The 20,212-nt window shown below is 66.6% G+C and carries 15 protein-coding genes; 1 reads left to right on the top strand and 14 read right to left on the bottom strand.

The window, feature by feature from the left end:
- Nucleotides 1-13: 13 nt before the first annotated feature.
- The 9 genes from IP69_RS10260 to IP69_RS10300 form a co-directional block, all read right to left on the bottom strand.
- Nucleotides 14-1,594: a sulfite reductase subunit alpha gene (locus IP69_RS10260; RefSeq protein WP_054142730.1), complete on the bottom strand. Its 1,581-nt coding sequence runs from the start codon at nucleotides 1,592-1,594 to the stop codon at nucleotides 14-16.
- Nucleotides 1,591-3,387 (bottom strand): NirA family protein, encoded by a 1,797-nt coding sequence (locus IP69_RS10265; RefSeq protein ID WP_054142731.1) that lies wholly within the window; start codon nucleotides 3,385-3,387, stop codon nucleotides 1,591-1,593. Before IP69_RS10265 ends, IP69_RS10260 begins: the two co-directional genes overlap by 4 nt.
- A 166-nt stretch (nucleotides 3,388-3,553) precedes the next feature.
- Nucleotides 3,554-4,345: an ABC transporter ATP-binding protein gene (locus IP69_RS10270; protein WP_054142732.1), complete on the bottom strand. Its 792-nt coding sequence runs from the start codon at nucleotides 4,343-4,345 to the stop codon at nucleotides 3,554-3,556.
- Between the two features lie 9 nt (nucleotides 4,346-4,354).
- On the bottom strand, nucleotides 4,355-5,287 hold the full coding sequence (gene ntrB, locus IP69_RS10275; protein WP_248306787.1) for a nitrate ABC transporter permease: 933 nt from the start codon (nucleotides 5,285-5,287) through the stop codon (nucleotides 4,355-4,357).
- Between the two features lie 34 nt (nucleotides 5,288-5,321).
- Nucleotides 5,322-8,027: a nitrate reductase gene (locus tag IP69_RS10280; protein ID WP_248306788.1), complete on the bottom strand. Its 2,706-nt coding sequence runs from the start codon at nucleotides 8,025-8,027 to the stop codon at nucleotides 5,322-5,324.
- Between the two features lies 1 nt (nucleotide 8,028).
- Nucleotides 8,029-9,243, bottom strand: coding sequence for an FAD-dependent oxidoreductase (locus tag IP69_RS10285; protein ID WP_054142733.1), 1,215 nt, complete (start codon nucleotides 9,241-9,243; stop codon nucleotides 8,029-8,031).
- Nucleotides 9,244-9,246: 3 nt separating this feature from the next.
- Nucleotides 9,247-10,566, bottom strand: a complete 1,320-nt coding sequence (locus IP69_RS10290) for a CmpA/NrtA family ABC transporter substrate-binding protein (protein ID WP_054142734.1) — start codon at nucleotides 10,564-10,566, stop codon at nucleotides 9,247-9,249.
- Nucleotides 10,567-10,890: 324 nt separating this feature from the next.
- Nucleotides 10,891-11,937, bottom strand: a complete 1,047-nt coding sequence (locus IP69_RS10295; RefSeq protein ID WP_054142735.1) for a CmpA/NrtA family ABC transporter substrate-binding protein — start codon at nucleotides 11,935-11,937, stop codon at nucleotides 10,891-10,893.
- Nucleotides 11,934-12,518, bottom strand: coding sequence for an ANTAR domain-containing protein (locus tag IP69_RS10300; RefSeq protein WP_054142736.1), 585 nt, complete (start codon nucleotides 12,516-12,518; stop codon nucleotides 11,934-11,936). Before IP69_RS10300 ends, IP69_RS10295 begins: the two co-directional genes overlap by 4 nt.
- Between IP69_RS10300 and IP69_RS21820 the strand changes: the two genes are divergently transcribed.
- Entirely contained in the window at nucleotides 12,508-12,948 is a 441-nt protein-coding gene (locus IP69_RS21820) for a hypothetical protein (RefSeq protein WP_156323385.1), read from the top strand. The two genes, IP69_RS10300 and IP69_RS21820, sit on opposite strands and share 11 nt — an antisense overlap.
- A 307-nt stretch (nucleotides 12,949-13,255) precedes the next feature.
- Here the strand turns inward: IP69_RS21820 and IP69_RS10310 are convergent, their stop codons facing one another.
- The 5 genes from IP69_RS10310 to IP69_RS10330 form a co-directional block, all read right to left on the bottom strand.
- A complete protein-coding gene (locus IP69_RS10310; RefSeq protein ID WP_054142738.1) occupies nucleotides 13,256-14,293 on the bottom strand; it encodes a TRAP transporter substrate-binding protein in 1,038 nt (345 codons plus the stop codon).
- 37 nt (nucleotides 14,294-14,330) lie between these two features.
- A complete protein-coding gene (locus tag IP69_RS10315) occupies nucleotides 14,331-15,635 on the bottom strand; it encodes a TRAP transporter large permease (protein ID WP_054142739.1) in 1,305 nt (434 codons plus the stop codon).
- The gene (locus IP69_RS10320) at nucleotides 15,632-16,246 is read right to left on the bottom strand and encodes a TRAP transporter small permease (RefSeq protein WP_054142740.1); all 615 of its coding nucleotides are present in this window, start codon (nucleotides 16,244-16,246) and stop codon (nucleotides 15,632-15,634) included. Before IP69_RS10320 ends, IP69_RS10315 begins: the two co-directional genes overlap by 4 nt.
- A gap of 136 nt (nucleotides 16,247-16,382) precedes the next feature.
- A complete protein-coding gene (locus IP69_RS10325; protein WP_054142741.1) occupies nucleotides 16,383-18,050 on the bottom strand; it encodes a hydantoinase B/oxoprolinase family protein in 1,668 nt (555 codons plus the stop codon).
- Complete coding sequence (locus IP69_RS10330; RefSeq protein WP_054142742.1) at nucleotides 18,047-20,104, bottom strand: hydantoinase/oxoprolinase family protein; 2,058 nt, start codon at nucleotides 20,102-20,104, stop codon at nucleotides 18,047-18,049. Before IP69_RS10330 ends, IP69_RS10325 begins: the two co-directional genes overlap by 4 nt.
- Nucleotides 20,105-20,212: the final 108 nt, after the last annotated feature.

Below are 20,212 nucleotides of genomic sequence, written 5' to 3' on the forward strand. Positions count from 1 at the left end.
TGCCCCTTGGCGATCAATAGACGTCGGCCTGGTAACGCCCGGTCTTCTTCAGCCCGGCCAAGTAGGCCTGCGCCGCGTCAGCCGAGCGTCCGCCATGGGCGGCTGCGATATCGACGAGTGCCAGTTCGACGTCCTTGGCCATGCGCTTGGCGTCGCCGCAGACGTAGAAATGCGCGCCCTGCTCCAGCCAGGCGAAAAGCTCGGCGCCGCGCTCGCGCATGCGGTCCTGGACATAGACCTTGCCGGTGTCGTCGCGCGACCAGGCCAGCGTCAGATTCGTGAGGACGCCCTCCTCCTTCATCGCCGTCAGTTCGTCCTCGTAGAAGAAGTCGCTGGTGCGGCGCTGATGGCCGAAGAAGAGCCAGTTCCGGCCGGGCGCCTTTGTCGCGCGACGATCATGCAGGAAGGCGCGGAAAGGCGCGATGCCGGTGCCCGGCCCGCACATGATGATCGGCGTCGCCGGATCCTCCGGCAGGCCGAAGCCATGCGCCCGCTGGACATAGACCGGGACCTTCTCGCCGGGCGCCACCCGTTCGGCGAGATAGGTCGAGGCGACGCCCCAGCGCGGCCGCGTGCCGATGGCATAGCGCACCGCATCGACGGTCAACGAGACGCGCCCGGGGGTGGCGATGCAGGAAGAGGAGATCGAATAAAGCCGTGGCTGCAGCGGATCGAGCGCCTCGACGAAGGCCTCGGGCGAGAGCCGCGCCCGACCGAACTTGTGCAGCGCGCCCAGCACGTCGAGACGGTCGAGATCGCCATCGGGGTCCTCGCCTGCCGCAAGGCGGCGCGCCTTGGCCCGCATCTCGCCGCCCGTGACATAGGAGATCAGCTGGAACAGCGCATCCGGCGCCGGCCCCAGTGCGCGTTCGGCCAGCAGAGCCTGACGCAAGCTGGTGCCGCCGACATCGGCATCGGGCCTGGCGCCGAGCAGCGCGATCACCGCATCGACCAGACGCGGGTCGTTTTGCGCCACGACCCCGAAGGCGTCGCCGACGACATAGTCGAGGCCGCATTCGCTCAGATCGAACTCGACATGCCAGGTCTCCTTCTGCGAGCCTTCGCCATTGAGCTTGCGGCGCGACAGGAACGTCGCCAGCGCCGGATTTTCGCGGCAGCGTCCGGCAGGGCCGAGGGGGGCAGCCGAGGTTTCCATGGTTGCGGCGGCGGGGGCCGAACCGCCGGCCTCCACCAGCGTCTTGAGCATCCTCAGCGTCTCCTTGCCGCCGGGTGCGCAGAGATTGAGGCGCGGCTCCTTGCCCTCCGCGATCGCCGCCGAATAGGTCTCGCAGACATAGCCGCACTGGCCGCAATCCTGTTGCGCCATGGCGGCGAAGAGCTTGCGGGGCAGGGGCTTGCCCTCGGCGAGTTGCATGCGATCGGGCAACTCCATCGAAGGGTCATGCCAGGGCGCCCCATCATCGGCTTCGCCCATGACGGCGGCGTTCTCTGTGGGCGACAGCGCGGTGATGCCAGCATTGTCGAGCGAGAGCAGGCCGGCGAAAAAGCCGTTCAGCCAGGAACGCTGCTCCTCGCTGAAGGGGGCGGTCTCCGGCAAAACCTGGACGATCGGGGAGGGTGGCTGGAGGGTCACGGTGCGTCTCCGCTCTGCGCGACCAGCGCCTGCAGCGCCACGATCTCGTGGCGGCGGGCGAAGGCGACGAAGCTTTCGTCGGGTGTGGCGCGATGGGTCTGCCACGTCCGCAGGATCGCCTCGACCAGCGCCGGCGCCTCCTCCGCCTTCACATTGGTGCGGAATTCGCGGCCGATGCCGCCCTCGACACCGAAGCCGCCGCCGACGAAGACATGATAGCCCGGCACCGTGTCGCCCTCTTCGCTGACGGGAACCTTGGCGCCGATCAGGCCGAGATCGCCGATATAGTGCTGGGCGCAGGAGTTGTGGCAGCCGGTCAGGTGGATGTTGACGGGGGTATCCAGCGTGAGGCGCGGCTCGCAATGGGCGGCAATCGCCAGCGCGTCCTCCTTGGTGTGGGCGGCGGCGAATTTGCACCCCGTGGCGCCGGTGCAGGCGATCAGCCCGGCCCGCAGGATCGAGGTCTCGGCCGAGAGGCCGATCGCCACCAGATTGGCGATGACGTCCTCGACCTTTTCGTTCGGCACGCCGGAGATCAGCAGGTTCTGCCAGACGGTCAGGCGGATATCGCCATCGCCGCAGCTGTTCGAGATCGAGGCGATCACACGCATCTGCGCGACGGTGAGCTTGCCCACAGGCAGTGCCACGCCGATCCAGTTCAGGCCTGGCTGCGACTGGGGATGCACGCCGATATGGGCGAGCCGATCATAGACCGGGCGCGGCTTGACGAAGCCCGTATCGAGCCGGACCAGCCTGCGGCCGAGCTTCTCCTCGACCGCCGTCAGGAATGTCTCGAAGCCCCAGGCGTCGAGCACATATTTCAGGCGCGACTTGGCGCGGTCGGTGCGGTTGCCGTTGGCGGTGAAGACGCGGACGATGGCGTCTGCGACCGCAATCGCGTCGGATGGCGCGACGATGACGCCAGTGTCGCGGGCGAGGTCCTTGTGGCCGGTGATGCCGCCGAGCGCGAGGCGATACCAGATGCCGGGCTCGACCGGCTGGCCGTTGAAGCTCGCGCCCTCCATCACATCGATCGCCTGGAAGCCGATGTCGTTGGTGTCCTCCAGCGTGGCGATCGAGCCGGCACCATCGAAGGCCACGTTGAATTTGCGCGGCAGGCCGTAAAGCGAACGGTCGTTGAGGATGTGGTGGTGCCAGGCGCGGGCATGGGGCCGCGTGTCGAGCAGTTCATGGGGATCGATGCCCGCCGTCGCCGAGCCCGTGACGTTGCGGATGTTGTCGGCGCCGGAGCCCTTGGCGGTGAGGCCGAGATCGGCGAGGCCTTCCAGCAGCAGTGGTGCATTCTCGGCGCTGATCTCGCGCACCTGCAGATTGGCCCGGGTGGTGACATGGGCATAGGGCCCGCACAAGGTCTCCGCCAGATCGGCGACGCCTGAAAACTGCCAGGCCTTCAGGATGCCGTTGGGGATGCGTAGCCGGCACATATAGCTGTTCTGCGCCGGGGCCACATAGAACAGCCCGTGATAGCGCCAGCGGAAATTGTCGTCCGGCTTGGGGTAGATGCCGGCATTGGCCTGATCCTTGAAGCGGGCATAGGCATCGAAAGGATGCTCGGCCGCCTTCCACTTCTCCTGATCGACGAGCTTGCCGCCGGCCGCGACCGTTTTCGTCTGCGCTTCGAGATGCTCGCGGTCGGGCCCCGACGGCGCGGATTGCGACGCGCCGCCGGTGCCGCCAAGCGGGCCCAGGCCCCGCGCCGTGCGGGCGGACTGCATGCCGGACATGAAGCCTTCGAGATAGCGCTTCTGGTCGGGAGTGAAATCGTCGCTCATGGTTTCGCTTTACAAGGTCGTGAGGGACGAACGTCAGCCCATCCTCCACCGTCATCCCGGGCTTGCCCCGGGATCCATCATAGGGCTCGGCGGTGCTCTACGATGGATCCCGGATCGGCGCGGCTTCGCCGCTTGTCCGGGATGACGGCGAGGACGGTGCGAGGGACTACGCCGCCTCGACGAAGCGGTGGCGCTCGTAGAGGAACTTCAGCACCGCCTCACGCGCGGCGATGTAGGTCCGGTCGGAGACGAGATCGAGCCGCTTGCGGGGACGGTCCAGACGTACATCGAGCACCTCGCCGATGCGGGCGGAGGGCCCGTTGGTCATCATCACGATGCGGTCCGAGAGCAGCACCGCCTCGTCGACGTCATGGGTGATCATGATCATCGTGTTTCCTAGCGTCGCATGGATCTGCATGATCGAATCCTGCAGATGCGCCCGGGTCAGCGCGTCGAGCGCCCCGAAGGGCTCGTCGAGCAGCAGGACCTTGGGCTCCATCGACAGGCCGCGCGCGATGCCGACGCGCTGCTTCATGCCGCCCGAGATCTCGGCCGGGCGCTTGTCCTTCGCGTGGCCCATCTGGACGAGGTCGAGATTGTGCATGATCCAGTCATGCCGCTCAGCCTTCGACTTGCGCCCTCCGAAGACCTTGTTCACCGCCAGCGCGACATTGTCGTAGACCGTCAGCCAGGGCAGCAGCGAGTGGTTCTGGAACACCACCGCGCGCTCGGGGCCGGGATCGCGCACCTCCTTGCCTTCGAGCAGGACCGCGCCGGCGGTGATCGGCGTCAGCCCCGCGATGATGTTGAGCAGGGTCGACTTGCCGCAGCCGGAATGGCCGATCACCGAGACATATTCACCCTTCTCGATATCGAGGCTGATGTCCTTGAGGACGTTGGTCATGGCGGCGCCGCGCTGGAAGGTTTTGTCGACATGGTCGATCTTGAGATAGCTCATGCTCGCTCCTCAGTTGGTCAGGGTGCCGCGGGTGACGATGGTGCCGACAAAGGCGACGAGGCGGTCGAGCACGAAGCCGACGACGCCGATATAGATCAGCGCCACGATGATGTCGGACAGGCGCGAGGAGTTCCACGCATCCCAGATGAAGAAGCCGATGCCGACGCCGCCGGTCAGCATTTCGGCGGCGACGATGGCGAGCCAGGACAGGCCGACGCCGATGCGCAGACCGGTAAAGATGTAAGGAGCCGCCGAGGGCACCATGATCTTGAAGAAGAACTCTACCTGGTTCAGCCGCAGCACCTGCGCGACGTTGCGGTAGTCCTGCGGAATGTTGCGGATGCCGACCGCCGTGTTGATGATCACCGGCCAGATCGCGGTGATGAAGATCACGAAGATCGCCGAGGGCTGGCTGTCGCGGAAGGCCGCGAGCGAGAGCGGCAGCCAGGCCAGCGGCGGCACGGTGCGCAGCACCTGAAAGACCGGGTCGAGCCCGCGCATCGCCCAGACCGACTGGCCGACCAGCGCGCCGAGCAGCACACCGACGATCGCCGCCAGGCTGAAGCCGATGGCGACGCGCTGGAGCGAGACCAGGATGCGCCAGCCCAGACCGATATCCTGCGTGCCAGCCCAGTAGAACGGCTCGACGATCAGATCCTTCGCCTCCTCCCAGATCTTGGTCGGGGGCGGCAGCGAGGATTGCGGGCCCGAGGCCGCGATCTGCCAGAAGAGCGCGATCAGCAGGACCGTCACCAGCGGCGGCAGGACGTTGACGAGCACCGCTCTGAGCCCAGGCAGCAGGCGCTGGCTCAGTGGTTTGCGCGTCGTCGCGGGCAGCGGCACGACGCCATGCTTGGCATCGGCCTTGGCATCGATCTTGGCACCCGGCAGGGCGACGACCGTCGCTCCCGCTGTCGCGTCCTTCATGACAGCCTGACCCATCGGGTTCTCCTTCGGTTGATGTATTCGAATGCGGTCATGCCGCCACCGTCGCAGGCGGCTGCGCGCCGATCCGTCGGATTTCGGGAAGACAGGACCCGCAATTGGTGCCCGCCTTGAGCTGCGCGCCGATCTCCTCGGGCGTCGCCGCGCCACCGGCGAAGGCGGCCCGGATCGCGTTCAGCCCGACGCCGAAACAGGCGCAGACCGTGGGGCCGGGATCGGCTGAGCCATCGAGGCTGCGGCCGGCCAGCAGCGCCAGCCGGTTCTCCGGCAGGGCGGCCGTATCGGCGAAAGCGCGCTTGACGGTGTCCCAGAGCGGCGCGTAGCCGAAGGGCGCGACGAAGAGCGCGGCTTCTAGCCGGCCATCGCGGAGGACGGCACAGCGATAGACGCCGCCTTCGAGGTCGATCATTTCGGTCAGGCCGTCCTCGCCGAAAGCGGCGCGGATGCTCTCCATCAGCTCCATAGGCGTGGCGTCGGTGGCGAAGAGACGGCCCTCGCCGCCCTCCACCGCGAGCTTGGCCCACCAGCTTCCATCGGGTAGGGCAAAGCCCCCGCGCGACAAAACGAAGCCCTGCGAGGCGAAGGCCACGGGGGCGACCGAAGACGGTGTCGCCTTCATCTCGGGCTGACCGGAAAACGGATCGCAGGCCGGCTGAACCGCTGCGCCGATGCGGGCATGTGAGGCTGTTTCGGCGGACCAGTGGATCGGCGCGAAGATCGAGCCTACCTGAAGGCCCGGGTCGAGCGCGACCTTGAGAACGACCGCGCCAAACGGATTGGCGATACGAGCGAAGCCGCCCTCTGCGAGGCCGAAGCGCGTCGCATCCGCCGGATGGACATGGACGCATGGTTCGGAGGCGTGGGCGCTCAGGCGAGGGCTGAGGCCGGTGCGCGTCATCGTGTGCCAGTGATCGCGGATGCGGCCGGTGTTGAGCAGCAGCGGCAAGGCCTCGCTCGTCGCAGCCGCCAGCGCCGGGACCGCAAGCGGCACCATCCTGGCGCGGCCATCCGCCGTGAAGAACCCGCCCTGCGCGAAGAGCCGCGCCGTGCCGAGCGGCTGTCCCGCCGGCACCGGCCATTGAACCGGCTTCAGCGCGTCATAGGCTCGCTTCGACAGGCTCTCATGGGCGCCGATGTCGAAATCGCGGGTGCCATCATTCTCGAAGGCTGAGAGCGCGGCGTGCTCTGCATAGATCTCGTCGGGACCGGCATAGGTGAAGGCTGCGCCGAAGCCGAGGCGCCTGGCGACCTCGCAGATGATCCACCAATCCGGCTTCACTTCGCCCGGCAGAGGCAGGAAAGCGCGCTGGCGCGAGATGCGGCGCTCGGAATTGGTGACCGTGCCGTCCTTCTCGCCCCAGGCGGCGGCGGGCAGGATCAGATGCGGCTTGGCCGAGAGCGTGTCGTTGGAGAGCACATTCTCCGACACGACGAAGAAATCGAGCCCGCTGAGCGCAGCCCTGACCTGATCGGCATGCGGCAGCGAGACGGCCGGGTTAGTCGCCATCACCCAGAGCGCCTTGATGGTGCGTTGTGCGACCGCCTCCATCATCGCCACGGCCTTCAACCCCTCGGCCTGCGCCATCTTGGGCGCGTGCCAGAAGCGACCGACGCGGTCGATCTCGACAGGCGAATAGCCCATATGGGCGGCAAGCATATTGGCGAGGCCGCCAACCTCGCGTCCGCCCATGGCATTGGGCTGGCCGGTCAGGGAGAACGGGCCACCGCCCGGTCGGCCGATGCGGCCGGTGGCGAGATGGCAATGCAGGATGGCGGCGACCTTGTCGGTGCCTTGGGCCGACTGGTTGACGCCTTGGCTCCAGGCCGTAATCACGGCCGGCGTCGCACCCCACAAGTCGTAGAAGGCTGCGATCTCGACCGGCTGCAGACCTGTGCGCTCGGACACGCTTGCGATCGTCGGGGCGATCTGGCGGGCATTCTCCAGCGCCGTCTCGTAGCCGGAGACATGATGGGCGAGATAGGTCGCGTCGGTGAGACCGTTCGCCGCGAGATGCAGCAGCAGGCCGGCGAACAGCACCGAATCAGAGCCGGGCTTGATCGCCAGAACCATGTCGGCATCTTCGGCGGTGGCGGTGACGCGCGGGTCGATGACGACGATGCGCGCGCCGCGCTGCGTCCGGTTTTGCTGCATGCGGCGGAACAGGACCGGATGGCACCAGGCCGTGTTGGAGCCGACAAGCACGATCAGATCGGCGCAATCGAGATCCTCGTAATTGCCAGGCACGGTGTCGGAGCCGAGCACGCGCTTGTGGCCGGCAACCGTCGAGGACATGCAGAGCCGCGAATTGGTGTCGACATGGGGCGAGCCGATGAAGCCCTTCATCAGCTTGTTGGCGACGTAGTAGTCCTCGGTCAGAAGCTGGCCCGAGAGATAGAACGCGACCGCCTCGGGACCATCTTTTGCGATGATCGTCCGCAGGCCGTCTGCCAGCGCGTCGAGCGCGAAATCCCAGCTCACCCGGTCATAGCCGCCGGTCGCATTGCGGCGCAGCGGATGGAGCACGCGCGAGCCCAGCCCCAGCGTCTCGCCCAGCGCCGAGCCCTTGGAGCAGAGCCGGCCGAGATTGGCCGAATGCGCCGGATCGCCCGCGATTGCAGCCCCGCCCCGGCCATCGGGTGTCGCAAGGACGCCGCAGCCGACGCCGCAATAGGGGCAGGTCGTGCGGATCGCACCGTCGGGCATGCCGGGACCGGGCAGGCTTGCATCGCCGCGCATGTCAGGCGGCCCTCCCGATGCAGTAGGGCTCGCCGAAGGGCAGGTCGGCGCGGATGGCGGAGATGTCCTGACCCGAGCGGATCAGGCCGAGATAGAACAGCGCGCCTTGCGTATCGCCGACGAGCACGCAGCCTGCGAGCCTGCCCTCGCGCAGCACGAATTTGCGGTAGATGCCACTGACGCGGTCGCGCAGGACGACGGTTTCCGCGCCTTCGCCGGCTTCGAATTCGCCCGCCGAGAAGACACCGACGCCGCTGACCTTGAGATTGGTCGCCAGCAACGAGCCCTCATAGGCGGCTGGCTTGTCCGACAGCCGCGTCGCCAGCACGCGCGCCTGCTCATAGGCCGGCTCGACCAGGCCGTAGACGCTGCCGCGATGCTCGGCGCATTCGCCGATGGCGAAAATGCTGTCGTCGTCGCTGACCATGCCGTCATCGACGATGATGCCGCGGTTCACCGCGATGCCCGCCGCCCGGGCGAGATCGACATTGGGCCGCACGCCGATGGCGATCACGACAAGATCGGCGGGAATGATCGCCCCATCAGCCAGTTCGACGCCCTCAACCTTGTCGGTCCCGACGAAACCTTTGGTCGCGGCGTTGAGGCGCACCTGGATGCCGCGCGCCCTGATCGCCGAGGCCAACAGGGCCGCGCCCTCAGCGTCGAGCTGGCGCTCCATCAGCCGGTCGACCAGATGCAGCAGCGTCACTTTTCCGCCGGCCCGCGACAGGCCGTAGGCCGCCTCGAGGCCGAGCAGCCCACCACCGATGACGACGATGCGCGCCCCGCGCTCGGCGTAAGCCCGCATCATCCCGACATCGGCCGTATCGCGGAAGGTCGCGACGCCGGGCAGGTCGCCGCCCGGGAAGGGCGGCTTCAGCGGTGTCGAGCCCGTCGCCAGGACGAGCTTGCCATAGGGGAGGGTCAGACCGCCTTCCAGCGTGACGGTCTTGCCCGCGCGGTCGATCTCGCGGACGCAGCGGCCATAGAACGTCGAGACGCCACGTCCCTGCCACCAGGCCGCAGGCTTCAGCTCGATCTCCGCCTCTTCGATCTCGCCCGCCAGCAGGGGCGAGAGCAGCACCCGGTTATAAGCCAGGCGGCCTTCCGCCCCGATCACCGCGATGGAATAGCGTCCGAGCGCCCGCTGGCTGAGTTCGTCAACCAGCCGCGTCGCCGCCATGCCCTTCCCGACGATGATCAGGGGCTCGGCCATCGATCAGGCGACCCGCTTGATCTTGAGGGCCTTGAGGTAGTCGAGCGGCGCGGCGGGATCGAACTTCACGCCGTCGAAGAAGGTCTCGACGCCGCGCGTGTCGGCCGTCGGAGCACCGGCGACGCCCAGCGTCTTGGCCGCCTCGCGCCAGAGATCGGCGCGGTTGGTCTTGTCGACCAGCGCCTTGATGTCGATTGTCGGCTCGAACTTGCCCCAGCGGATGTTCTCGGTGACGAACCAGGTGTCGAGGCTCTTCCAGGGATAGGAGGTCGATCCGCCCTCGCCCCAGAACTTCATCTGGAGATTGGTGCCCTTCACCTCGCGGCCATTGCCGTAATTGATGTCGCCGAGCAGGCGCTTGTTGATGTCGTTGACGGGGACGTTGAACCACTGGCGCTTGCCGACGATCTCGGAGAGTTCCTGGCGGTTCTCCTTCTTGTCGGCCCATTGCTGGGCTTCCATCACCGCCATCAGGATGGCCTGCGTCGCCTTCGGATTGGCGTCGACGAAATCGGCGCGCATGCCCAGGATCTTCTCGGGATGGCGCGACCAGAGTTCGCCGGTGGTGAGCGCGGTGTAGCCGATGTTCTGGTTGACGAGTTGCTCGTTCCAGGGCTCGCCGACGCAGAAGCAATCCATCGTGCCGACCTTCATGTTCGCCACCATCTGCGGCGGCGGCACGGTGATGACCTTGATGTCGGTGTCGGGGTCGATGCCGCCGGCGGCGAGCCAGTAGCGGATCCAGAGATCATGGGTGCCGCCAGGGAAGGTCATCGCGGCGGTGAGCTCCTTGCCGGCCGCCTTCTTGCGCTCGAAGGCCTGCTTCAGCGGCGAGGAATCCTTCTGGACGTTCAGGTCCTTGTACTCGTTCGAAACCGAGATCGCCTGGCCGTCCTCATTGAGGTTGAGCAGCGTGTACATCGGCAGCGGCTGGCCGTTCTGCATGACCTTGCCGGTCGAATAGAGATGCGCCTTGGGGCGCAGGATGTGGCCGCCATCGATGCCGTTGGACTTGAAGCCAAGCGCCATGTTGTCGCGCGTCGCGCCCCAGCTCGCCTGCTTGGCGATGTCCATGTCGGGCAGGCCGTATTTGGCGTAGAGCCCCTTTTCCTTGGCGATGATCAGCGGGGCGGCATCGGTCAGCGCGATATATCCCAGCCGCGTGCCCTTGACCTCGGGACCGCCCGACTGGGCGAAGGCGCCCGATGGCAAGGCGAGCCTGGCTGCGCTGAGCAGGGCGGCTGCGCCCGAAAGCTGGAGCAACTGGCGGCGACCGACTTGGGTGGCGTTGGCTTTCGGCCTGGTCTCGACTGTCTTGGTCATCGATCGCCTCTCGGTATGGGGAAGGAAGGCCTGTTGGGAAGGAAAGCCCGTCAGCCGCCGAACACGAAAAACGCCGCGCGAAATGCGCCCTGAGGCACGTTTCGACAGCGGCGTTGCTGTGCATTCCGGTTCGGAGGATGACGCGGGCAGCGTTGGCCGCGTTGAGGCAAGCTTTACAAGGATCGTGCCAAACGGAGCGCGTGTATGTGCCGACTGGAATTACAGTCGGTTAGCGCATGAGGCCGAGGCAGGGCGGCCATGCAAACCTGCTCCCGCACCGCATCATTCGAAGGCATCTGCACAGTTTAGGGGCAACGACAGGGTTCAGGCGTCGCTGCCTGGAAAATAGGCCGGACGAAAAACCGCCCGAGCCTGTTCCGTCATCTCGGGGGTCCTGTGGATCTGTCCGGCGCTCTCCATGCCGCCGAGGATCCAGTCGGCATGGTCGGGCTGCGGGCGCAGTGCCGCGCGGTCGAAACGGATGAAGCGCTCGACCTGTCGCGGCGGCCGGCCGGCGCCCTGGAGCAGATTGAAGCGCAGCACCGGCTCCAGGATCTCGACCGGCAGGGCCAGCCGGTCGGGTGCTGAAAGATGTTTGGCGAAGCGCGAAATGTTGGCCGGATCACAGGCCCAATCGCTTGCGCGCAGGATCGCAGCCGTCAGCTTGCGAACCGCGGCGGGACGACGTTCGAGATCGTCAGCCTGCCAGGCCAGCACCTTGTCGGGGCAATCGCGTCTGATATCTGTGCTCGTGTGAACCATGGCACCGACGCCGACGGAGACGGCCGCCGCGTTCCAGGGCGCACCGGCGCAGAAGCCATCCACCCGCCCGCTGGTCAGGGCCTCGACCGTCTGTGGCGGCGGCACGACCTCGAAGCGGATATCCGCGCCAAGCTTCAGCCCTGCCTTGGCGAGCCACTCGCAGAGCAGATAGGTATGGCTGGAAAAGCCGAAGACGGCGGCGAAGGTCAGCGGCGGAAGCCCCGACGCCTTGCGCCGTGCCACCATTGCCGCCAGCGCCCGGGAGGAGACGACGGTGTCGCTCATGTCACCCTCGGCCAGCCGCGACAGTTCCTCAAAGCGGCGCACCGAGACGGTGATCGCCGCCCCATCCAGATTTAGCGCCAGCGGCACCGCCATGGGCGCCTTGACGCCGCCGACGCCGAGCGTCGCGGCGATGGCGGCCGGCCCCAGCATGTGGGCCGCGTCGAACAGGCGGACATTGAGCTTGTCGCGCAGGTTCGACCAGGAAACCTCGCGGACCAGTTCGAGGTTGAGCCCCTCGGCCTCGGCGAAGCCCTCGTCCTTGGCCAGCACGATCAGCGCGCAATCGACCAGGGGCATGAAGCCGACACGCAGATGCAGGGTCACTTGAACACCTCCGCGGCCGTGATGATCGAGCGCGCGATCTCGACCAGCTTGCGCTTTTCGTTCATCGCGGTGCGCCGCAACAGGGCATAGGCCTCGTCCTCCGACAGGTTCTTCATGCGCATGACGATGCCCTTGGCCCGGTCGACGAGCTTGCGCTCCTCAAGCTGGGAGCGCGCCTCGTCGAGTTCCTCGCGCAGCTTTTTGAAGGCGTTGAAGCGGCTGATGCAGGTCTGCAGGATCGGCTGCATGCGCTCCTTCTTCAGCCCGTCAACGATGTAGGCGGAGACGCCGGCCTCAACCGCCGCCTCGATCGAGGCCGAATCCGATTGATCGACGAACATCGTAATCGGTCGTTTGATATGGCGACTAACCAGGAACATGTCGGCGAGGGCGTCGCGGCTTGGATCTTCGAGATCGATGACGACGACGTCCGGGTCGTGCTGCTCGATTGCGGCGACGAGCCCCATCGTTGCGGAGACGCGCACGAACTCCCAATAGCCGGCCTCGCGCAATCCCTCCTCGATGATCGCAGCGCGAACCTCGTTGGCGTCGACAATCAGGATCCTTAGATTGGGCACCATTCGCGCGGGATTCTCGGCTTCAGTCGAGGATATTCATGAACCGTGCCACGCCGCCCGACGAATAGATTGCCTCGACAGATCGGCATTCTCATCAGCGCTGTTCGGCGGGCTGACGCATGCTGCTCCACCAGCCTGGACGGCTTTGCAACCGCGGGCAACGAACTCCGCCTGGATAAAAGGTAGCGACAACGTCAACGCCGCCACGCTCGACCTGACCGAGGACGTGGTCCGGCAAATAAGCGAGATCGCGCTGAAGCATTCCGGCGTGCAAAATGCGATCGCCAAGCGAAGGAGGCGGTCAGATGAAAAAATCCTTCGGACCGGCGGGCAGGATGCTGTCGATCGTTGTTTTAGAGGTATGGAGCCGGGCGTAAGCTCAGCATGGAGTTACGTCTTCAGGACGAGCCGGCCTTTATCTGCGGGAAGTTGATCGCCCAGATGCCGCCTTCGTGCTTGATGTCCTTCCGGCCGAAGCGCCGAATGATCGCCCTCCTCGCGGCGACACTCCGGCAGGGCTCGGCTCGATCGTGCCAAGTCCCTGGCCGCACCCATCGAGACCCCTTCCGGGCGATTGCTGAAGGCCCGGAAGGGGTACTCGTTATCCCGCAGTGAGATTCGGCTTCGAAAGCCGAAAGGAGCAAGGCGCTGCGGCAAAGGCTGTCTTGGCCCGGTTTTCGCTAAGGAGCGGGCCACTGACAATGCCGATTAGGATCACTGCTAGCACTGGAACTTTGCGATCAGATCTTGACCTTGAGAAAGGCGCCGATGGTGCCGTTCCAGGTGGTCACGCAGTCGGGGCCGCAGCGACCGGCGAAGGCGGGCAGGATGACCTTGGTCAGCGCGTCCTTGCGCAGCGCCTCGTCCTCTGGCGTCACCGGAACCAGCTTCATCGCCGCCGGGGGGCCTTCACTGCAGGCCTTGCCGGTGTTGCAGTCGAGCCCGGTCTGGGTCTCGGTCTTGGCCTGGTCGAAGATCGAATCCTCCAGCTTGCGCAGATTGGTGGCAAGGAAAGCCTGAACCTTCGGATCGAGCGTGTTCCACCATTTCAGATTGGCGAGCTGCGCCGAGAGGCCGAAATTGATCGGCATCGGCGAGATGAACTTCGCCGCCTCGTGCCATTTCGATTTGTAGCCCGAGAGCGCGCCGGTGATGGCGCAGTCGATCACGCCGCTGGCGAGCGCCGGCTGGACCTCGGCGAAGGCGAGATTGATCGGCGAGCCGCCGATATGGCTGACGAAGGCCTGCTGCGAGGCGCCGGACGCCCGGACCTTGCGGCCCTTCAGGTCGGAGACCTTGGTGAAGGCGTCGCGGCAATAGATCACCTGCGCCTGATAGGTGCCAAAGCCCAATAGCTTGAGGCCGTGCTTCTCCTCGAGGAACTTGGCATAGGTCGGGCGGAAGACGTCGACGACCTTCTGCAACTCCTCGACCGAGCCGACGAGGCCGACAAGATCGGTCGCCTCGTTCATCGGGACCTCACCGGAGTTGTAGTTCAGCACGGTGGTGGCGAACTGGAGCGTGCCGGCCGAGACGAGGCGGAAGATTTCGGGGCCCTTGAAGCCGAGTTCTGTGAAGGGCTTGACCTGAACCTTGATCGCCCCGCCCGATTCCTTGGGAACCGTCTCGTTCCAGAACGGCACCTCGCGGCTGGTATACATCGACAGATTGCCGATGCTGCCGACCGCGTTGAAGCTGGTTGGCGGCAGGCCCTGGGCCTGGGCGGCGCCGCAGAGAAGCGTGGTGGCGAGGGCAGCTATCGGAACCAGATGTTTCATCGCAGTCTTCTCCTCTATGGGGTGGGGTGAGGCGGTGTCAGCCGCCGGCTTTGGGATTGAGAACGGTCGGCAGCCAGAGCGCGAGTTGCGGGAAGGCGATCAGCAGGGCGATCATCACCAGCATCGCGAATACGAAGGGCATGGCGCCCAGGCACAGATCGGCGAAATTGCCTTTTCCGCGCACGGCCTGCACCACGTAGAGGTTGAGGCCGACCGGGGGCGTGATCAGCGCCGCCTCCATCAGGATGACGAAGATGATGCCCCACCAGACCGGGCTGTAGCCGAGCGCGGTGATGACCGGCAGCACGACCGGCGTCGTCGCGATCATCATCGACAGCGTCTCCATGAAGCAGCCGAGGATCAGGTAGAACACCACGATCGCCAGCAGCATGCCCAGCGGCGGCCAGCCGAGCGAAAGCACGACATCGGTGATCGCCTTGACCAGACCGATCGAGACCATGACGAAGTTGAGGAAGAAGGCGGCAATCACGATCAGCATGACCATGCAGGTCGTGCGCACGGTGCCCTCGAAGGCGCGCAGCAAGACCGGCAGGGTGAGCTGCCGGTTGGCCGCGACCAAAAGCAGCGTTGCCATCAAACCCAGCGCCGCAGCCTCGGTCGGCGTCGCGACACCTGCATAGATCGAGCCGACGACAACAAGGAACAGCCCCAGCGGCGGGATCAGATGGCGCAGGCCAGCGACGCGCTGGCGCCAGAGATCGTCGGTGTCGACCTTGGGGCCCGCCCAGTCCGGCCGGTACAGCGCCAGGCCCAGCACGATCGCGGAAAACAGCGCCGCCAGCATGAAGCCCGGGATGAAACCCGCAGCATAGAGATCGGCGACCGAGGTGTCGGTCAGCACGGCATAGATGATCATGTTGATCGAGGGCGGGATCAGGATGCCGAGCGTACCGCCGGCCGCGATCGAGCCCAGGAAGAGGGGCCGGTTGTAGCCGCCCTTGTCCATGTTGGGGATCGCGACAGTGCCGATCGTGGCCGCAGTTGCCACCGACGAACCGGAGGTCGCAGCAAAGATAGCGCTGGCGGCGATGTTGGTGTGGATCAGCCTTCCGGGCACGCGGGCGAACCAGGGCGAGAGCGCTGTGAACAGCCGCTCGCTCATCCCCGAGCGGTGCATGAGTTCGCCCATCATGATGAACATCGGCGCGGCGATCAGGATGAAGTCGTTCGAGGAGTTCCAGGCCAGTTCGCCGACGGCGCCGGTCATCGGGAAAAAGGCGTAGTTCGCCTGCAGCACATAGGCCATCAGGGCGAGCGCGGCGGCGACGGGGATGCTCAGCCCCACCAGCACGACGAGCAGCGAGACCGCGGTGCCGATCATGGCGTACCCTTCCCGCCGACGGCCGGGTTCTCGACGCCGGACTGCTCGATCTCCTCGGTCACCCGCAGCGAGCCGATCAGCGCGTCGAAACCGGGACGATCATGCGCGATCAGCCGGGCGATCGCCTGGATCGGGATCAGCACAGCCATGCAGGCAAACCACACCAGCCCGACGCACCAGATCCCCTGCGGGATCACCATCGGCGTCTGCAGTTGCGACACTGATTTGGCGTTCAGAGCCCAGGATTGCGAAAGCGTGCCCCAGGCGAACCAGGCCAGCGCCACGGCGATCAGGGCTAGCGCCAGTGAGGCGAGGATGTCGCAGACGATGCGGAGCTTATCGGGCAGGGCGCCGAGCAGGATGTCGACGCGGATATTGGCCTTGGAGGTGACGGTGAAGGCCAGCCCCAGCCCGATGCAGGCCGCCAGCGCATAGCCTGAGATCTCGAAGCTCTCGACCATGCCGCGCTGGAACAGGAAGCGCGTGATCACGTCGATGGTGATGAGCAGGCTGCAGCCGAAGAGCACGACCGCGCCGGCGATCCAGGCCAGGATGCGCGAGATGCGCTGCGGCAGCGGCTCGTCGGGCAGAAGGCGGGAAATGTCGCTCATCGACGCGCCGGGGCGCGCGGGCGGGGGGTCGTCATCATCAAGGCCGGTCTCCAGGCGCCCGCTGCGCCTCGTCTTCGCATGTGACCACGCGTCAGGGTCCTGATGCAATAGTCCCGCCAGCGCGATGCCGCACCGCTCATGTGACGTAGCCATCGGCCTTGTCGGCGGCGGTTGCCGCGGGGTCGCGCTTGCCGGGGTCGCCATGGCCGCCGCCGCCGGGCGTCTCCATGCGGATGATGTCGCCGGCCTGCAGCACGCAGCCGATCGTCTTGGCGGGCAATGCGGTCTCATTGCCGTCGCGGATCAGGCTCAGGCGGCCGCCGCGTCCGGGCTCGCCGCCGGCCAGCCCGTAAGGCCGCGAGGCGAAGGCGTCGAAGGAAGCGTTGAGCAGGCCGTGCTCGGCGATGAAGCGCCATTCGCGCACCAGCCCCAAGCCACCGCGCATCTTACCCGCGCCGCTCGAGCCGGGCAGGAAGCCGTAATGGGTGAAGCGCAGCGGGAAGATCGCCTCGATCATTTCGATCGGCGTGTTCTGGCCGTTGTGGAAGCCGGCCGAGAGGCCAGAGGGGCCATCGGCCTCCGGATGGCCACCCCAGCCGCCGATCTCGGCGTCGAAATAGACCTGCCGGCGCCCGTCGGCATGGCGGATATTGACCGCGTGGTTGAAGGTCACGCCGTAATAGGAGGCGGGAATGCGCTCGGGGATCGCCTCCGCCAAGGCCTTCAGCACCGCGGTGGCTATCCGGTGGCCGGTCAGCATCCGCATCGAGACCGGCGCGGGAAACTGGGCGCTGACGAGGAGCCCATCGGGCGCGCGGACGGTGATCGGCCGGTAGCAGCCGGAATTGGCGGTCGCCTCGATGCCCGACGCCGCGATCACGGCGTAATAGACCGCTGAGCGGGTCGTCGCCATCGTCGCATTGATCGGCCCGCGTGCCTGGGGCGAGGACCCCGCGAAATCGACCGTGAGGCGATCGCCCGCGATCGTCAGGGTCACCGCGATGCGCTTCTGCCCCGCCTCCATGCCGTCGCCGTCGACGAAATCCTCCGCCTGGTAGACGCCATCGGGCAGTGCGGAGAGCGCGGCGCGCATCGCCGTCTCGGAATGGTCGAGCAGGGCTTCTCCGACGTCGCGCAACGTCTCGACGCCATAGCGCGCCGCGAGCTGCCGCATCGCCCTGGCGCCGACCTCGAGTGCCGCGATCTGGCTGAGGAAATCGCCGCGGAAGGTCTCGGGCTCACGGACATTCTGCAGGATCGTGGCGAAGAGATCGTCCTGCATCTCACCTTCGCGGACGATCTTCACTGGCGGCAGCCGCAGGCCCTCCTGGAAGATCTCGACCGCATGGGCGTTGTAGCCGCCCGCCGCGCCGCCGCCGACATCGACATGGTGGATCAGGACACAGGTGATGGCGATGCGCCGGCCCTCGATGAAGACCGGCTTGAAGGCGAGGAAATCGGGCAGATGCTGGCCGCCGCAATAGGGATCGTTGGTGACGACGACATCGCCCTCCTTCCAGCGCTCCAGCGGCAGATGGCGGGCGATGATCTCCTGCAGGCAGAGTTCCATCGAGTTGAGATGGACCGGCATGCGTGCCGCCTGGGCGATATTGCGGCCCTCTCCGTCGAAAACCGCCGTTGAATAGTCGAGCAGCTCGCGCACCGTGGTCGAGCGGCTGGTGCGCCAGACCGTGATCGACATCTCCTCCGCAGCCGAGACCAGCGCATGCGAGACGATTTCGAGGAGGACCGGATCGACCTTGTGATCGACCTTGCCTGCGACTTTGCTATCGATCTGGCTCATGACAGCGTCTCCCGGGTCGCGACGAGATCGCCCGAGGGGCGGACGACGACCCGCCAGCCGGCGGGAATGATCAGCGTGGTGTAGGCTTGCTCGATGATGGCGGGGCCGTCGACGACAGCGCCGGCGCCGAGCCTGCCCTGCTCGTGCACCGGGGCTTGCGTCCAGGCGCCGCCGAGATGGACCTGGCGTTCGCGCGCGGTGCCCGCCTCGCCGGCCTGCGGCGCGCTTGCGGTCGCCATGCCGCCCAGCAAGCCGACCGCCGCCAGCCGCATCGTCACCAGTTCGACCGTCTCCTCGGGATCGTCGAAGGAAAAGCGCTGCCGGTGCGCGTCATGAAAGCGCGCGCAAAGCGCGGCGAGCGCCGCATCGTCGCGCGGAACGTCCTCCAGCGGCACCAGCAATTCGAAGGCCTGGCCGCGATAGCGCAGATCGGCGGCGAGCTCGAGGCGCCTTTGCGCGGCGGGCAGGCCGTCCGCCGCCAGCAGAGCCTCGCCCTCGCGCAGCAGTTCCTCGGCGAGCGCCGCGAAGGCCGGACCCGCGCCGGCTTTCAGCGGCAGGACGCGGGTGCGGGCGAGATCATGGACGATGTCGGATTGCAGGATGCCATGGGCCGAGAAGGTCGAGGGATCCTTCGGGAAGATCACCGTCGTCATGCCGAGCTCCTCGGCGACCTCGACGGCATGAAGCCCACCGGCCCCGCCGAAGGACATCAGCGCGAAATCGCGCGGATCGAGCCCGCGCTCGAACAGCGAGAGCTTGATCGCACCGGCAAGCTTGGCAACGACCACGGCAAGGATACCGGAAGCCGCCCGATCGCGGTCGAGACCGAGCGGGCCGGCAATGCGGGTATCCAGCGCCTGGCGGGCCCCGTCGAGATCCAGCGCGAATTCGCCGCCGAGGAAGGTGAGGGGGTCGAGCCGCCCCAGGATCAGATTGACGTCGGTGACGGTCGGCTCGGTGCCGCCGCGGCCATAGCAGACCGGGCCGGGCCTCGCGCCGGCGCTGCGCGGGCCGACCTGGAGGCGCCCGGATGCGTCGAGCGAGGCGATCGAGCCACCGCCGGCGCCGATCGTGCGCATGTCGACCATCGGCACGCGTACCGGCAGGCCGTCAATGTCGCCCTGCGCGACGACGGCCCGCCTTCCCTCGCGGATGACCGCGACGTCATAGCTCGTGCCGCCCATATCGACGCCGACGACATGGGGGAATCCGAGCTCACGGGCGACGCCCTCGGCCGCGAGCACGCCGCCCGACGGCCCCGAGAGCAGGAGTTTGACCGGCGCCTCGCCGGCCGCGTGCGGCGTGGTCGCCCCGCCATTGGACTGCACGAGATAGAGCGGCGCCGTCAGCCCCTCTGCCGCGATGCGCGCCAGCAGCGCGTCGATATAGCGCCGCACCACCGGGATCAGCAGCGCGTTGAGCACCGTCGTCGAGGTCCGCTCGAATTCGCGGATCTCGGGCGAGACCTCATGCGAGCAGGAGACCGCCAGATTCGGCAGGCGTGCCTGCAACCGCTTGGCGATTGCGATTTCATGGGCAGGGTTGGTGAAGCCGTTGAGGAGCGCGACAGCGCAGACGCTCGCGCCCGAAGCGGCGACCTTGTCGATCGCCGCCTCGACGCTGGCCTCGTCGAGCGTGGTCAGCACCTCGCCGCCCGGCCCGATGCGCTCGACCACGCCGAAACGTCGCCGGCGCGGCACGAGCACGGATTGGGGTTCCGGCTTGAGGCGGTAGATCTCCTTGCGGGCGTGCCGGCCGATCTCCAGCACGTCCTCGAAGCCGGCCGTGGTGATCAGCGCGCCCTCGGGCAGGTTGCGGGTCAACACCGCATTGGTCGCGATCGTCGTGCCATGCATCAGCAAGGAGACATCCGACAAGGCGAAGCCGAAGCGTGCAGCAGCGCCTTTGATGGCGTTCATCAGACCCAGCGACGGATCGTCGGGCGTCGTCGCCGATTTGAAGCTTTGCGTCTCGCCGCTGGCTTCGTTGAGGTATTCGAGGTCTGTGAACGTTCCACCGATGTCGACGGCGATGCGGATTCGCTTGGCCTGCATGAATTCCAGGATCCGGAAGTGAGAGTGGCTTAACTAGAATCGTCGCATATGTCGCTCAGGCGGCGGTCGAGACCTATGGCTGGTTAGGCCCCCGCAACCGTATCAAAA

This window comes from Allobosea sp. AAP35 (assembly GCF_001295925.1).
Lineage (GTDB): Bacteria > Pseudomonadota > Alphaproteobacteria > Rhizobiales > Beijerinckiaceae > Allobosea.

What these genes read in the sequence shown, in the direction of transcription:
- IP69_RS10265 (WP_054142731.1), bottom strand. Translation starts at nt 3,387, where the DNA reads ATGAGCGACGATTTCACTCCCGACCAGAAGCGCTATCTCGAAGGCTTC.
- IP69_RS10270 (WP_054142732.1), bottom strand. Translation starts at nt 4,345, where the DNA reads ATGAGCTATCTCAAGATCGACCATGTCGACAAAACCTTCCAGCGCGGC.
- ntrB (WP_248306787.1), bottom strand. Translation starts at nt 5,287, where the DNA reads ATGGGTCAGGCTGTCATGAAGGACGCGACAGCGGGAGCGACGGTCGTC.
- IP69_RS10280 (WP_248306788.1), bottom strand. Translation starts at nt 8,027, where the DNA reads ATGCGCGGCGATGCAAGCCTGCCCGGTCCCGGCATGCCCGACGGTGCG.
- IP69_RS10285 (WP_054142733.1), bottom strand. Translation starts at nt 9,243, where the DNA reads ATGGCCGAGCCCCTGATCATCGTCGGGAAGGGCATGGCGGCGACGCGG.
- IP69_RS10290 (WP_054142734.1), bottom strand. Translation starts at nt 10,566, where the DNA reads ATGACCAAGACAGTCGAGACCAGGCCGAAAGCCAACGCCACCCAAGTC.
- IP69_RS10300 (WP_054142736.1), bottom strand. Translation starts at nt 12,518, where the DNA reads ATGGTGCCCAATCTAAGGATCCTGATTGTCGACGCCAACGAGGTTCGC.
- IP69_RS10310 (WP_054142738.1), bottom strand. Translation starts at nt 14,293, where the DNA reads ATGAAACATCTGGTTCCGATAGCTGCCCTCGCCACCACGCTTCTCTGC.
- IP69_RS10315 (WP_054142739.1), bottom strand. Translation starts at nt 15,635, where the DNA reads ATGATCGGCACCGCGGTCTCGCTGCTCGTCGTGCTGGTGGGGCTGAGC.
- IP69_RS10320 (WP_054142740.1), bottom strand. Translation starts at nt 16,246, where the DNA reads ATGAGCGACATTTCCCGCCTTCTGCCCGACGAGCCGCTGCCGCAGCGC.
- IP69_RS10325 (WP_054142741.1), bottom strand. Translation starts at nt 18,050, where the DNA reads ATGAGCCAGATCGATAGCAAAGTCGCAGGCAAGGTCGATCACAAGGTC.
- IP69_RS10330 (WP_054142742.1), bottom strand. Translation starts at nt 20,104, where the DNA reads ATGCAGGCCAAGCGAATCCGCATCGCCGTCGACATCGGTGGAACGTTC.